Annotated in this window: 12 protein-coding genes and 1 pseudogene; 6 read left to right on the forward strand and 7 right to left on the reverse strand. The window is 59.8% G+C overall.

Translation table 11 applies throughout. The features are described from left to right. Nucleotides 1–46: 46 nt before the first annotated feature. From AB4O12_RS07485 to rfaH, 5 genes are all read right to left on the reverse strand, one after another. On the reverse strand, nucleotides 47–1,438 hold the full coding sequence (locus AB4O12_RS07485) for an undecaprenyl-phosphate glucose phosphotransferase (protein ID WP_375123648.1): 1,392 nt from the start codon (nucleotides 1,436–1,438) through the stop codon (nucleotides 47–49). Nucleotides 1,439–1,504: 66 nt separating this feature from the next. Next, nucleotides 1,505–3,814, reverse strand: coding sequence for a GumC family protein (locus tag AB4O12_RS07490; RefSeq protein ID WP_056785636.1), 2,310 nt, complete (start codon nucleotides 3,812–3,814; stop codon nucleotides 1,505–1,507). A gap of 2 nt (nucleotides 3,815–3,816) precedes the next feature. Beyond that, the gene (locus AB4O12_RS07495) at nucleotides 3,817–4,350 is read right to left on the reverse strand and encodes a polysaccharide biosynthesis/export family protein (protein WP_236168959.1); all 534 of its coding nucleotides are present in this window, start codon (nucleotides 4,348–4,350) and stop codon (nucleotides 3,817–3,819) included. Nucleotides 4,351–4,362: 12 nt separating this feature from the next. Continuing rightward, nucleotides 4,363–5,523 carry an outer membrane beta-barrel protein gene (locus AB4O12_RS07500; RefSeq protein ID WP_460061155.1) on the reverse strand — a complete coding sequence of 387 codons (1,161 nt, stop codon included), beginning with the start codon at nucleotides 5,521–5,523 and terminating at the stop codon, nucleotides 4,363–4,365. A gap of 51 nt (nucleotides 5,524–5,574) precedes the next feature. Then, a complete protein-coding gene (gene rfaH, locus AB4O12_RS07505) occupies nucleotides 5,575–6,093 on the reverse strand; it encodes a transcription/translation regulatory transformer protein RfaH (protein ID WP_056785643.1) in 519 nt (172 codons plus the stop codon). A gap of 684 nt (nucleotides 6,094–6,777) precedes the next feature. On the opposite strand from rfaH, the pseudogene AB4O12_RS07510 reads away from it, so the two are divergent. Then, nucleotides 6,778–7,751, forward strand: a pseudogene (locus AB4O12_RS07510) (NAD-dependent epimerase). A gap of 1 nt (nucleotide 7,752) precedes the next feature. Here AB4O12_RS07510 and AB4O12_RS07515 read toward each other — a convergent pair. Both AB4O12_RS07515 and AB4O12_RS07520 read right to left on the reverse strand, forming a co-directional pair. Further along, the gene (locus AB4O12_RS07515; RefSeq protein ID WP_056785649.1) at nucleotides 7,753–7,962 is read right to left on the reverse strand and encodes a hypothetical protein; all 210 of its coding nucleotides are present in this window, start codon (nucleotides 7,960–7,962) and stop codon (nucleotides 7,753–7,755) included. A 94-nt stretch (nucleotides 7,963–8,056) separates the two neighbouring features. After that, nucleotides 8,057–8,983 (reverse strand): alpha/beta hydrolase, encoded by a 927-nt coding sequence (locus AB4O12_RS07520; RefSeq protein ID WP_056785652.1) that lies wholly within the window; start codon nucleotides 8,981–8,983, stop codon nucleotides 8,057–8,059. Between the two features lie 118 nt (nucleotides 8,984–9,101). Between AB4O12_RS07520 and AB4O12_RS07525 the strand changes: the two genes are divergently transcribed. The 5 genes from AB4O12_RS07525 to AB4O12_RS07545 all read left to right on the forward strand — a co-directional run bounded on the left by AB4O12_RS07525 (nucleotide 9,102) and on the right by AB4O12_RS07545 (nucleotide 14,900). Continuing rightward, nucleotides 9,102–10,007 (forward strand): LysR family transcriptional regulator, encoded by a 906-nt coding sequence (locus tag AB4O12_RS07525; protein ID WP_460061159.1) that lies wholly within the window; start codon nucleotides 9,102–9,104, stop codon nucleotides 10,005–10,007. A 202-nt stretch (nucleotides 10,008–10,209) separates the two neighbouring features. Further along, on the forward strand, nucleotides 10,210–11,457 hold the full coding sequence (locus AB4O12_RS07530) for an ABC transporter substrate-binding protein (protein ID WP_460061161.1): 1,248 nt from the start codon (nucleotides 10,210–10,212) through the stop codon (nucleotides 11,455–11,457). Between the two features lie 77 nt (nucleotides 11,458–11,534). Then, the gene (locus tag AB4O12_RS07535) at nucleotides 11,535–12,410 is read left to right on the forward strand and encodes a branched-chain amino acid ABC transporter permease (protein ID WP_024012825.1); all 876 of its coding nucleotides are present in this window, start codon (nucleotides 11,535–11,537) and stop codon (nucleotides 12,408–12,410) included. A gap of 11 nt (nucleotides 12,411–12,421) precedes the next feature. Beyond that, a complete protein-coding gene (locus AB4O12_RS07540) occupies nucleotides 12,422–14,203 on the forward strand; it encodes a branched-chain amino acid ABC transporter ATP-binding protein/permease (protein ID WP_252878103.1) in 1,782 nt (593 codons plus the stop codon). Then, a complete protein-coding gene (locus AB4O12_RS07545) occupies nucleotides 14,196–14,900 on the forward strand; it encodes an ABC transporter ATP-binding protein (protein WP_073474647.1) in 705 nt (234 codons plus the stop codon). Before AB4O12_RS07540 ends, AB4O12_RS07545 begins: the two co-directional genes overlap by 8 nt. The last annotated feature ends 14 nt before the right edge of the window (nucleotides 14,901–14,914 follow it).

A 14,914-nucleotide genomic window follows, 5' to 3' on the forward strand; every position in this document is an offset into this window, starting at 1 on the left:
GGGAAAACCTCATGCGTGGCGGGGTGGGCCAGAGCGCTGGCCGCTGTCAGTAGATGTTTTTCGAGAACAGGGTGAAGGGCGTCTTCAGCAGGATCTTGATGTCCAGCCACAGCGACCATTGATTGATGTAATTGAGGTCTTGAGCGACCCGGCGCTGCATCTTTTCCACGGTCTCGGTTTCGCCGCGATGCCCGGTGATCTGCGCCAGACCAGTGATGCCAGGCTTGAGCCGATGCCGTGCCATGTAGGCGCGCACCTTGCCGGTGTAATAGATGTTGTGGGTGACCGCGTGCGGACGCGGCCCGACCAGCGCCATGTGGCCGAACAGCACGTTGAACAGTTGCGGCAATTCGTCGATGGAGCTGCGTCGCAGAAAGCGTCCCAGCGGTGTGACGCGGTCGTCGTCGCGGGTGGCCTGACGCACTTGCTGATCGTTGTGCACGCGCATCGAGCGAAACTTCCACACGCGAATCACTTCGCCGTCGCAGCCATGGCGGTTCTGCTTGAACAGCACCGGCCCCGGCGACGTCAGCTTGACCGCAATGGCCACGCCGAGCAGCAGCGGGCTGAGCAGAATCAGCGCCACCGCTGCGACGCTGCGTTCGAACAGTTCCTTGCAGAACAGGCTGCCGGGGTGCGAGGTAAGCAGGCTTTCGTTGAGATAGATCGCCGGCATCCGCTCGATTTCGGAGATCGAATGATTGAGCAGGACCATGCTGCCCAGGTCCGGAATCCACACCACGTCGACGTTCATGTCGAGGAGGTTGATGTACAGCGCTTCGATCGTCGCCGCCTCGGCCATCGGCAGCACGATGTACACCCGCCGCGCCTGCAAACGCATGATGATTTCGCGAATGTCCTCGACCTCGCCGAGCAGCGGCAGGATGCTCGGCGCCGGGCCGCTGTCGGCTTTCGCAGCGACAAACCCGAGCAGTAACGCGCGATCCGGGTCGAGGAGTTTGCGCGCCAGTTCATGGGCGGTCGGGCAGGTGCCGATGATCACCGCGCGGCGCTCGTTGCAAATCATTTTGGTGTACATGCGCACGAACAGATGCAGCGGCAGAAACGTCGCCGCCTGGGCGAGAAAACCGACCACCGCCCAGACAATCACCACCTGCCGGGAGAACAACGCGCTGGTCTGGGTGACGAAGGCGATGCTCATCAGCAGTCCGAGCAGAATCAGCCAGCCGGCCAGCAAACGGCCGAGCCCGACCAGCAGGCCATGACGTTTGTGGTAGACCTGAACGAGGCTGTAGACCGGCATCGAGCCGAGCACCGTGAGGATGATCAGTAGCCGGTATTCACTGGGCAAGGCGCCGATGCGCCAGTGCACCAGAACAATCAGCAACAGATTGACCAGGGTCATTGCGCACAACCATTGCCCCCAGAAGGTGAGGCCGCGACGGTGTGCCATTTGCGCGGAATATTGCGAGGTCATCGGCGCGATCTCCGATTCGTCGAACAGGGAAGGACAGGCTGCGGCCGGGCGGCACGGCCCGAAGGATCAGCGCGGGGCGAAGTCGTAGTCGTAGAAGGAACGGGAATGGCCATGGCCGTACTTGCGCGCCTTGCGCAGATCGACCTGATTGAGCACCACGCCGAACACCGGCGCTTGGCTCTGCTGCAACACGGCAATGCTCTTGCGCACCTGGCCGACCGGCGTGCTCTGCGCCTTGACCACGTAGATCACCGCATCGGAATGCTGCGCCAGCAACAGCGCGTCACTGACGATTTCCGCTGGCGGCGAATCGATGATGATGTGCCGGTAGCGCGACTTGAGAATCTGCAACAGCCGACCGAGGCGCGGTGAGCTGAGCAAGTCCTGCGCGGGGGCCACGGCGTTGCTCGAACTGCTCGAGGCTTTCAAGCGTGGTGCCTCGAACGGGTCCAGCGCTGCGGGCGTCAGGCAGCCGGCCGGGAGCATGTCCAGATTACCGACACTGCGAATGCAGTCTTCCAGCCGTGCGCTGCCGGCCATGAGGTTGGCGAGGCCGGGGCTCTGCGGCGGGAAATCGAAGTTCAGCGACAGTGTCGGCTGACGCATGTCGGCATCGATCAGCAGCACCCGTTCCAGTGGCGCGAGTGACGAGGCAAGGTTGTTGGCGATGGTACTTTTGCCTTCGCCGGACACCGAGGAAGTGACGAGCACCACCTGCGCCGGGCGTTCGTTGTTCTGCAGCATCAGCCAGGTGCGCAGATTACGGATGGTTTCACAGAAACGCGGGTGGTCGTTGTCTTCGAACAGCCGCGCCAACTGTCGCCGGCTCTTCTTCATCACCAGCGGCACGACGCTGAGCAACGGCACATTGAGCAGACTCTCGACGGTGTCGTCGGTCTTGAAGGTGTTGCTGAGCGTATCGAAGAGGAAGGCGAGGGCAACGCCGACGATCGCTGCGACCAGCGCGACAATCGCGAGAATCAGATTCTTGCGCGGTTTGCTCGCTTCCAGCGGTGCGATCGCCGGGTCGACGATGCGCGCCTTGGCCGAATCCATGTCCGAAGTGGCGGCGGTTTCCTTGAGGCGGGTGACGAAGGTTTCATAGAGCGCGCGGGTGCTGTCGACTTCACGCTGGAATTCGCGCAGCTGGAATTCCTTGCGCGAAATGTCCTGAATCTGCGCCTTGTTGCTGTTGAAGGATTTGCGCAGCGCGTCTTCGCTGGCCACTGCCAGTTGATACTGGCGCTCGATACCGGCAACCACTTGCTGCACTTGCAGGCGCAGGCTGTTGGCCGCCGTACGTTGCTCGGATCGGGCGGAGATCAGCGCCGGGTGCTTCGGCCCATAACGGCCGGACAACTCTTCGACTTTGGCCTGAGCCTTGGCCAGATCAGCCTGGAACTGCTGAATCAGCGGATTGCTCAGCACTGCCGGCACGCTGGACAAACGACTGATGTCGCCGTTGCTCAAGGCTTGCGCCTGACGGAACTGGCTCTCCGCTTCAGCACGGTCGCGGCGCGCGTCGATCATGCGATTGCCGGTCATTTGCAGCTCGTTGGCACTGATGGTGGCGACGCCGTCGACATCGACCAGACCCTGTTCCTCGCGATAGGCCTGCAACTTGTTTTCGGCCACGCGCAGGTTGTCACGCAGTTCGACCAGGCGGGTGTTCATCCAGCTGGTGTTGTTTTGCGAAGACTTCAGGCTGGTGTCCTGCTGGCTGTCGATGAAGCCTTGCGCGAGGGCGTTGGCCACCGCCGCAGCGAGTGCCGGGTCGGGCAGTTCGACGTCGATCTCCAGCAATTGACTCTTGCCGACAAACTTGACGCTGGTGTGCAGCATCAGGTTTTGCGTGACGTCGTTGAACACTTGCTCTTCGGTCGCTGGCGGCTTCGGCGGCGGCAGCAGATCCAGCCATGGCAGCCATTGGTCGCGATTTAGCTCCGCCAGCCATTGGCGCGGGGTGAACCAACTCTGCGCCTGCTGGCGTGGATCGGTGATCGGGTTAGTAGTCAGGCCAAGTTTGCGCACGGCGCGCTCGGCCAGTTCCCTCGATTGCAGCAGGGCTTGCTGGGTCTGCAAGTAATCAGTGGTGGTGGCGCCGCCGGATTCGGCGGCCTGCTGAAAACTCAACACCGGTGGCGTCTTGTCCTTGATCAGCAACGTCGCACTGCCGACGTATTGCGGCGTGATGAACGACAGCGCCACCACGGCCAGCGCGCAACTGAGCAGCACCAGCCAGGCGATGTTCCACTTCGCCGACCAGATCACCCGCCACAGATGCAGCAGATCAAGGGTGTCCGACTCGTCGGCGGCTTGCGTTGGCAAGTGGCCCTGGAGCGGACGTTCGAGGTAGGTGCTTGGGCTGTTGTCCATGATCAGAAAAAGCCTTGTGCAATGGAAATGGTGTCGCCGGGGGCGATGACAGTGGTGCGCGAGACGTTTTCAGTGACCGGCGGGCCGCCACTGCCGCGCAGGATCGTCACGCGTTTCATCGAGGCGCGTTCGGTCAGGCCGCCACCCAGGGCGATGGCTTTCTCCAGGGTCAGGCCGGGCTGAAACGGATAGCTGCCGGGCTTTTGCACCTCGCCGTTGATGTAGAACGGGCGGTACTCGATCTGGCTGAGGCTGACTTTCGGATCGACCAGATAGCCTTGCTTGAGGCCATCGACAATTTTCTGTTCGACCTGATTGGGCGTCAGGCCCTTGGCGACGATTTCGCCGAGAAACGGGTAGGAAAAGGTGCCGGCATCGTTGAGGCGGATCTTCTTGAAGCTCAGTTCCGGCTCGCCGAACACGATGATGCGCAAGACATCGCCAGCGGCCAGGCGGTAATGGGTGTCGGTGTCCGCCGCCTCGACCGTGGGCACTGTCCAGAGCAGCAACAACAATAAAATCAGGCGCGTGTGCATGGCCCAACCCTCCTAAAGACTGACGTCGAACGTGATCTGGAAAACATTGCGGGTGAAGCTTTCGTTGTCGGCATCGGAGTCGTTGTCGCGGTGGCGGTAGGCGACTTCGACGTCCAGCCAGCGGCGCATTGCGTAATTCACGCCGAGTTTGTAGTCCTGCAAATCGTCGCTACGGTCCTGGCCTTCGTAGACGTAATGGCCCATGCCGACTTCGGCAACGCTGGTGATGCGTTCGGTCCAGCCGTGACGCCAACCGATCTGGGTGAAGGTGGCTTTCACCGCGTCGGAGCCATCGTCGCCTTCGGCCATGGCCTGGCGCGCGAGAAAGGTGAAGGTCGAGTAGGTGCGCGGTTTCCACGCCAGATCCACTTGCCGGTAGGGGTTGCTCAGGTCGTCGGAACCACTCTGGTCGAAATTCTTTCGCTCATAACCGACGCGCAGCTTGCCGGTGGTTTTCGCTGTCATGTCCCACTCGGCTCCGGCCAGCACTGCATCGGAGCGACTGCTGCGCGGGCTGTTCGATTGCAGGTAATCGAAGCGGGTGTGGTCGTATTCGAGCAGGCCACGGGTCTTGCTGCCGAGGCGGTGATACCAAGTGCTGGACAGATTGCTGGTGTTGCGCTCCTTGTCATCGTTGATGCCGTCGGAGTTGTCATAGCGCAGTTGTGCGTAACTGGCGCCGAGGTCGATCTGGTTCAGCGCACTGCGCGCGCCGAAGGTGTAGACGCCGCCGACGCGCTGGCTCTCGATCTTGTCGTTGATGCCGTCGACGGCGGTCGAGGTGGTGCGCTCGTACTTGCGTGCCTCGGCTTCGAGTTTCAGCCGATGCCGGTCGGTGAACTCCATGATGCTGTCGGCGCGCAGACGCTGGGCGGTGTTCGAAGCGTCCGAGGCGCTGTGATAGATGTAGCGGGTCGGCTCCCAGATCACCCGCGTGGCACTGTTGCGGTCCTCGGCTTTGAGCTCGAAGGCCGGCGCCAGGCGGGTGACCATGGTCGATTCGACATCGTGTTCGACTTCACGAAAGTTGTCGTCGTAGCTTTCCGACAAGGCAAAGGTCGGGGTGAAATCGAAGCCGTACACATTGATCGCTTGCGGCTCAACGCTCCAGGCAGCTTCGGGGGCACAGCAGGCGACGACTAAAACCAGGGAACAGCGAGGCTTCAGAGCCATGGATCACGCTCCTGATTAAGGGGGTCGGGGTCAGGGCAAAGCGGATCCGGACTATTGTCGCTGGCGTTCGAGGTAACTCAGCGGGACGCTGACGTGCTGTTGGCGGTTGAGGAAATTGAGCAGGATCATTACCCGCTCATCGCCCTGCATGGACAGGAACACGCCTTCGAGCGGGGACAGTGGACCCTGGACGATTTGCAGAGGTTCGCCGGGCTTGAGTGTCGGTTCCGCAGGAAAGCCGATTGACTCCTGACTGCGCTCACGCAATTGCGCGATCACGTCTTCATCGACCCGGGCGGGCACATGGTTGAATTCGACGATGCGGCTGACACCACGGGTCGAGCGAATCGGTGCCCAGTTGTCGTCGCGGCTCAGTTGAATGAACACGTAGCCGGGGAACAGCGATTCCAGTGTTCGTTGGCGTTTGCCACGAATACTGCGCTCGCTCATCAGCTGCGGCCGGAAGGTCGAATAGTTCTGTTGCTGCAGATTGAGTTGTGCCCGTTCATCCTGGCGGGGCTTGCACTGCAATAAATACCAGTTAGAGCCGTTGCGGCAAACCGTTAGCATGCTGGAGTACTCCATACATAGCGATCGTTTAAGCAGGACGGCCGATAGCGTGGGACGAGCCGTCATGCTTGCTAGTAGGTAGTAGGCTGATCAAGGCAAAGTGCCGAGCCAGATGCATCAATGTTTATTGGCAGAAGAAGTGTTTCAAAAATGAATCAACTTGTTGGTTATTGTTATATCCGTGGCCGTCTTGGCTATAACGAATCGGCGCGCTTTCATTCAGGCAAAGCTACCGCACGGTTCGCAGTTGCGACCTTCAGGATCCAATTACATAAGTAGCCGGAGAGCAGAAAAGTGCGCGGCGGCGCGAGCTCTTCGGGTAGTGCTAAGTTATCGGCCAGTCTTTGCAAGCTGTCAATTAATAACAGTCAAAAAGACTGCCTTTCATCCGCTGATAATGGCCGTGTTTCGTAAGTCATTGTTTGTGAATGGTGAAATTTATTCGTCGGATTTTTTAAACTTTTCGAAGTTATTGAAGTCGCGGGTGTTAGATGGCGTCCGTGATAGCAAATTAGTTTCAATCTTACATCTTTCGATTCATCGGCAGTTCGACTTTTAAATACCTCGCGTCGGATGCTGCTGGCCAGGGTAACTAGGGTCGTCTATCAATAGTTGCCGTTGTTGGCCGGTAAATGTTCGGTGCTGTGTATCTCCTTAAAGTCCAACCGGTGAGCCGAGGTGATCATGAGTGTTCTGGTGACAGGTGCCGCAGGTTTTATCGGTTATCACACGGTCATGCGTTTGTGTCGCGAGGGGCTCGAGGTTGTGGGTATCGACAATCTCAACCCTTATTACGACGTCAAACTCAAAGAGGCGCGTTTGCAACGACTTGAGACGTTGGCCAATTTCACTTTCCATCGACTGGACATTGTTGATCAGGCGGCGTTGAACGCGCTGTTACAGCACGGACACTTCAAACAGGTCATTCACTTGGCCGCCCAGGCCGGTGTGCGCTACTCGCTGGACAATCCCGATGCCTATGCGCAATCGAATCTGGTCGGGTTTCTCAACGTTCTGCAGGCATGCCGTCGTCATCCGCCGGAGCACTTTATCTACGCCTCGAGCAGCTCGGTGTATGGCGCCAATACCAAGATGCCGTTTGCAGAAGACGACCCGGTCGACCAACCGGTTTCGTTGTACGCCGCGACCAAGCGTGCCAATGAATTGCTCGCGCACAGTTACTGCCATCTCTACGGCTTGCAAGCCACCGGCCTGCGTTTTTTTACCGTCTACGGTCCCAGGGTCGACCGGACATGGCGCTGTTCAAGTTCACCGAAGCGATGCTGCAGGGGCGCGCCATCGACCTCTACAACCAAGGCGAAATGGCGCGGGATTTCACCTACATCGATGACATCGTCGAAGGGATTTTCCGACTGCTCGACAAACCGCCCGCACTCAGCGCCGAGCGTGGTACTAACCGGCTGTTCAATATCGGTCGCGGCAGTCCAGTAGCGCTATTGATCTTCGTCGAATGCCTGGAGCAGGCATTGGGCATGAAGGCCCAGCGCCGTTATCTGCCGATGCAGGAGGGCGATGTATTGAAGACTTGGGCCGACGTGTCGGCGCTGGCACGCTGCATCGACTTCAGCCCGCAGGTGCCGATCGAGCAGGGCGTGCAAGCGTTCGTGCGGTGGTATCGCGAGTTCTATCAGGTCTGATTCAGTGCAGGGTGACGGCCCTGCGACTTTCCCCGATGCGGATCCGGTCGAGGGCGCGATTCAGCGCATCCAGTGCATCGAGCAGCGCCTTGGCCTCGGCCTCACGACCGTCACCCCACAGGCGTTCGGCCATTTTGTTCAAGGCCAGAATGGCGCGTTCGATGTCGGCTGCGCTGGCGGTGCTGTCAGGGGCTGGTGGTTTTTTCGGCATTCAGGGTTCCTCGGCGGTCGGCAAATCACCATACCGCCAAGGCGCCGAGCAATACAGCGACAAGTGTCCCCGATCAGCAGCGGACGCAGTTTGGTCAGCGATTAGCCTCAGTCAATCCCGCCTCGATAAACCGCACCGAGCTCTCCAGCGCCTGCTGCCCCTCGGCCAGCATGCCCGCGTAGAAATGCCAGGCGTGAAACATGCCGGGCCACACTTCAAGATTGACCCGGACGCGGTTGTCCGCCAGGTGATTGGCCAGACGCATCGCGTCACTGAGCATCAGTTCGTTTTCGCCGATCTGCACCAGAATCGGTGGCAGTCCGGTGACGTCGGCGAACACCGGCGAGGCTAGCGGATGGTTGGCCAAGGTGTCGCCGAGAAAGGCTCGCGCGAGGATGTCCAGCACTGGCTTGGAGTTTAGCGGGTCAAGGCCTTCACGATTGCTCATGGAAGCGCCGGTGTGTTCGAGGTTGGCCCATGGCGAAATTGACGAGCCCACCGCAGGCAATGGCAAACCTTTGGATTTTGCCGCGACCATCACGCTGACCACCATCGCGCCACCCGCCGACTCGCCAGCGAAGGCAATCTTGCTGGCGGCGATGTTCTGCTCAAGCAACCACTCATAGGCGCGCAAAGTGTCATCGATGGGGGCGGGGAACTGATGCTCGGGTGCAAGGCGGTAATCCGGCATATACACCCGCGCGCCGAGCATTTTTGCGTAGTTGCCGCCGATGCCGTGGTAGCCGTCAGGTCGACCGACGATGTAGGCGCCACCGTGGATGTACATCAGCACCGCGTCGGTCTTGAGCTCATCCGGAGTCACCAGCGTAGCGGGCACGCCGCCCATGTCGACTGTTTCAAACCTCACGCCAGCCGGCGGCTGATTCTGCCCGAGCATTTTTGCGTAGGCATCGCGGATGTCGCTCATCTTTGTGGTGGTATCGGTGCCCTTGAGCACGGGTACCAGATCGCTGAGGCTGTTGGCCCAGGTTTGCACGGCTGCTTTTACTTCAGTGTTCATATGACCTCAATCAGGCGTTGGTGATGGATTAACTAATCGAGATGTTATCCTCATGATTGGGGAATAGGGTTCCCCATAACCGGTGCCAAGCCGCTTGAATGCCAAATCCGGAGGCCTCATGGAACTGCATAACCTGAACGACATCGCCGCCTTCGTCGCCTCGGTGGATGCCGGAAGTTTTACGGCGGCGGCCAGGCAACTCGGGCTGACTCGCTCGGCCGTCGGTAAATCGATCGTGCGGCTCGAATCGCGTCTGCAGGTCCGCCTGCTGAACCGCACCACCCGCAGCCTGAGCCTGACCGACGATGGTCGGGTGCTGTATGAGCGATGCGTGGGCATCCTGCAGGATCTGGACGAGGTCGAAGAGGCTTTGGCGTTCCGCCGTTCGACGCCCAGCGGCCGCTTGCGCATGAGCCTGCCGGTAGCACTGGGCCGGCTGCACGTTGTGCAGCACATCGAGCGCTGCCTGAGAGACTGGCCGTCGCTCGCCATCGATGCGACGTTTTCCGATCGGCTGGTCGACCTGATCGACGAGGGTTTCGATCTGGCGATTCGCATCGGTCCGCCCAAGGAAGACTCCGGGCTACTCACGCGCACGGTGGCTTACCAGCAAATGATCACCTGTGCCTCGCCCGATTATCTGAAAGAACATCCGGCACCGCAGACACCCGAAGATCTGGCCGGGCATGCGTGCCTGCACTTCGTCAGCGGCGGCCGATTGCTGGCGTGGAATTTTCGCTTCAATGGTCAGCCTGTGTCGGTCATTCATGCCGGGCGGCTGCAGATGGACAGCGCTGAAGCCTTGCATCAGGCGACTGCCGCCGGCCTCGGTATCGCGACGTTGCCATCCTATGTGGTCAACGATGACTTGCGCAGTGGCAAGCTCGTGCAGTTGCTCGCAGATTACGCCGAGGCTGCCGAGCCGATCCGGGTGATTTACCCGAGCAAGCGGCACCTGTCGCCGAAGATTCGGCTGTTCATCGACAGGCTGGTGGAAGCGTGGTCGCCGGCGCCTTGGGACTGATCAGCCCGCCATAGGAGCTGTGCCGCAAATTCACAGCAGGTGTGCTTTTTCAGCTATATCCAGCCAATCTTGGCGAGCCGTACTCTTGCAAACAGTGGCGCAGAAACTTGCGTGTCATCGCCACTGTAATCCGATGATGTCTGTGCTCGGCACGGATCATTTGAAGGAACAATAAAAACAATATCTGCGGGAGATGAATCCAATGAGACTCGCTCAAGAGGAAGCCGTGGCCGTGGCGGCTACCGCGAAAAGCTGGCTGAAAGCTGCCGGCATCCTGCTTTGCCTGTCCACTCCGGTTGCCGCGCTCGCGGACATCAGAATCGGTGCGCTTTATCCCCTGAGTGGATCCCTGGCGTTACTGGGCGACGAGAGCTTCCGTGGCCTCGAACTGGCCGTCGCCGAACGAAATGCCTCGGGCGGTTTGAAGGGCGAGCCGATCAAATTGCTCAAGGCCGACGCAGTCGATGCGGGACAAGCGGTCGGTGCCGCGCGCCGGCTCACCTCTGTTGAGAACGTCACTGCTGTATTTGGCAGCTATTCCTCGGCGCTGTCATTTGCGGCCACGCAGGTGACGGAGATGGCGGGGGTGCCCTTTTTCGAATTGGGTGCGGTGTCCGACCACATCACTGAGCGTGATCTGAGCTACGTGATGCGCAGCAACCCGACCGCCGGGAATTTCGCCGAAGGCACCATCACCGCCATCACGGACATTGTCAGCCCATCGCTCAAGGTCGATCCGAAACAATTGAAGGTCGCGATCATCCACGAGGATGCGCTGTACGGTACGACCATCGCCGGGTTTCAGAAAAAAATCGCTCAGGAGCAAGGTCTGAATGTGGTCGAGGTACTACCGTATTCGGCCAAAGCGGTCGATCTCTCATCGCTGATCCTGCGTTTGAAAGGCGCCCAGGCGGATGTGGTATTGCAGACCAGTTATCAGAACGACACGACGCTGTTTTTCCGCCAGATCCGCGAAGCCGGTTTCAGGCCCAAAGCCGTTATCGGCGCCGGCGGCGGCTATTCCATGCAGGACACGGTCAAGGTCGTCGGCGCAGCCAATATGGAAGGCGTGCTCGATGTCGATTTCCCACAGTTCCAGACCAATGAAAACGGCGCTCCCGGTATCGGGGCGTTCGCCAAGGCATACAAGGATCGCTACGGCAGCGAACCGCGCTCGGGCCACAGCCTGATCAACTATGTCGGGGCGAAGATATTCCTCGATGCCATGGAAAACAGTACTTCGCTGGACGCCGATGCGATCCGTGCCTCGGTGGCAACCATCGATATTCCTCTCGGCGGCACGGCTGCCGGCATCGGTGCCGGGTTTGGCAAGAACGGCCAGAACCAGCGCGCCAATACGGCAATCATGCAGTGGCAGAACGGACTGCTGAAAACCGTTTACCCCCAGGCAGCCGCCGTTGCCCAAGCGCGTTTTTCCGACCAACCCTGATACCTGAACCCCGCAATCTGCTGAAGCTTGATCATTGAGCTTCACGGGTTCGTTCGCTCGCAAAGAGGGCGCCAACCGTGGAAATTTTCATCCAGCTCCTGTTGAACGGCTTATTGCTCGGTGGCACGTTGGCCATCATCAGCATCGGCCTGACGTTGATTTTCGGCATCGTGCGTGTGGTCAACTTCGCCCATGGCGAGTTTCTGATGATCGGCCTGTATGCCGTGTACTTGCTGAATTCGCACTTCGGCATCCACCCGTATATGGCGATCATTCCTGCAACGATCCTGTTGTTTGCCGCTGGTGCGGCAATGCAGCGTTTCATCATTCAGCCGTTGCTTGGCGCCGAGGGACATATCCAGATTTTCGCCACCGTGGGCGTCTCGATTGCCCTGATGAACGGCGCGTTGCTGATCTTCGGTGCCGACGTCATGACGGTGAAGAACATCAGCGTCGGTACCACGACCGTCAGCTTCGGCGCCTTTCGCGTCAGCAGCGGTCAGTTGATCACGTTTGTCGCGTCGCTCGCACTGGTCGCGGGGCTGCACTGGTTTTTGCAGAACACATTTCTCGGCCGGGCTGTCCGCGCTACTGCACAGCATCGCAACGCGGCGCAACTGATGGGTGTCAACGTCAAAAACATCTATGTGTTTGCCTTCGGCCTGGGTTGCGCCTGCCTGGGCGTCGCCTCGGGACTGATCGCTCCGCAATATCCGGTCTTTCCAACCGTTGGCACTTTCTTCGTGCTGACGGCGTTTGTGATTGTGGTGCTGGGCGGCCTGGGCAGCCTGTCCGGCGCACTGATCGGCTCAATGCTGATCGGCATCGTCGACAGTCTCGCCGGTTACTACATCGCGCCGGACCTCAAGGAGGTCGTCTACTTCACGATTTTCCTGGGCATCCTGGTGTTTCGTCCGACAGGCCTTTTCGGCGCCGGTCGCGGGTCTGAGTGAGGAAGATGTTCATGAATATTTTGCACCCGCGTGTCTATGTCAGTGCACTGGCCCTGGCGCTGTTACTGATCATTCCATTGAGCGTTGGCTCGCCGTTCGTTTATCACCTGTTCATCCTCATATGCAGTTATGCGGCACTGGCCAGTGCCTGGAACATCGTCGGCGGGTTTGCCGGCCAGCTGTCGTTGGGGCATGCCGTGTTCTACGGGGTGGGCGCTTACACGACGACGCTGCTGATGATGAAACTGGGCATCAGTCCATGGATCGGCATGTTCGCTGGCGCAATCCTGTCGTCGATTGTCGCGGTGCTGATCAGTTGGCCGTGCTTCAGATTGCGCGGGCCGTTTTTTGCCTTGGCGACCATTGCGGTGCTGGAGGTCGTGCGTCTGGTGGCGATCAATCAGCATGACGTGACCGGTGGTGCGGCAGGGCTGGGCGTACCGCTGAAGCTCGGTTTCGAGTGGATGTTGTTCCGCCCGCGCTGGCCATACCTGCTGATTGCCTTCGCGTTTCTGCTCATCACATTGGCAGTGTCGTGGAAGATCAAGAATTCCCGACTGGGTTATTACCTGATCGCCGTGCGTGAGCGTGAAGACGCCGCCCATGCGGTGGGCGTGAACTCGGTCAAGGTCAAGCTGATCGCCGTGGTGTTGTCCGCATTTATCACCAGCCTGGTCGGCAGCTTTCACGCGATGTACCTGACCTTCATCGAACCCGGCTCGATGTTTTCTCTCGAGATGTCGATTCAGATCGCCATGTTCGCGTTGATTGGTGGACTGGGCACGGTATCGGGACCGCTGATCGGCACTTTGCTGGTGCTGCCGCTGGCTGAACTGGCACGCGGCTGGCTTGGCGATCTGGGCAGCGGGGTGCACGGTCTGGTCTATGGCATAGTGCTGGTCGTGGTGGTGCTGACTATTCCGCAAGGCGTGGTGGGGCGTTTTGGGGCCCGGATATTTGCCTGGATCGACTCATTGCCCGGCGGCCGTCGTTCGATGGCAAATACAAAAGCACCGATCGGGCCGACCTTGGCGCAAGCCCACTCGGCCACCCACGGTGAGCCGGTTCTGGTCGCAGAAAACCTGCACAAGTTCTTTGGCGGACTGCACGCCACCAACGATGTTTCGCTGAGCTTGGCCGAAGGCGAAATCGTGGGTGTGATCGGCCCGAACGGCGCCGGCAAAACTACGGTGTTCAACCAGCTCTCCGGGTTTCTTCTGCCATCCAAAGGCCAAGTGAAAGTGCGCCTGCTCAATGGCGACTGGGTCACCCCGAACAGCCCGGCCGAGTTCGCCCGGGCAGGCATTGGCCGGACCTTTCAGATCGTCCAGCCATTCGCTGATTTGAGTGTCTGCGAGAACATCATGCTCGGTGCATTCATGCACACCGCTGACGCGAAGGAGGCGAGGGCGATCGCCGAGCAAGTCGCCGAGCTGACCGAACTCACCGCGCTGCTCGACACCCGGGCGCGCAACTTGACGGTCGGCGGCATGAAGCGCCTGGAAATGGCCCGCGCTCTGGCGACCCGCCCGCGCATCCTGTTACTCGACGAAGTCATGGCCGGCCTCAACCCGACGGATGTTGCCAAGGCCATCGCAGTGATTCGCCGGGTGCGTGATTCGGGCGTCAGCGTGTTGATGATCGAGCACTTGATGCAAGCCACCATGAGCCTTTCTGACCGCATCGTCGTGATCAGTTCCGGCACGCTGCTGATGCAGGGCGCGCCTCACGATGTGATCAACGATCCTCAGGTTATCGAAGCCTACCTCGGTAAGGAGTACAGCCATGCTTAAACTCGACAACGTCCACAGCGGCTATGGCGGTACGGAGATCCTTCGTGGCGTGTCGTTCGAGGTCAATGCCGGCGAGGTGGTGACCATCGTCGGCGCCAACGGCGCCGGCAAAACCACGACCCTGCGCAGCTTGTGCGGCATCGTCACACCGTCCCAAGGCACGATCGAATTCGAAGGCCAGCGCATCGATGGCAATCGCCCCGATCAGATTGTCGACGCGGGCCTGACGCTGATACCGGAGGGGCGCCAGTTGTTTCCCTTCATCAGCGTGCGCGACAACCTCTTGATGGGCGCCTACAAACGCAGTGCACGAGCGGGCTACAGGCAGCGTCTGGACAATATTCTCGATCTGTTTCCGAGGGTGCGCGAACGTCTTGATCAGAACGCCGGGACACTGTCGGGCGGCGAACAACAAATGGTTGCCATCGCCCGGGGCCTGATGGCCGAGCCGAAATTGTTGATGTTTGATGAACCCTCGCTGGGCCTGTCGCCGCTGCTGGTGTCGCAGGTCTTCGAGATCATCAACAGGATTCTCCAGTTGGGCACCACCGTGTTGATCGTCGAGCAGAACATCGTTCATACGCTGCGCATTGCTCATCGCGGTTACGTGCTGGAGAACGGCGAAGTGGTGCTCAGCGGCACCGGCCAGGAACTGCTGGAAAACCCGCACGTCAAGCGTGCTTATCTGGGGCTCTGACCCAGTCCATTCAT

The organism is Pseudomonas sp. S2_A05, from assembly GCF_054668485.1.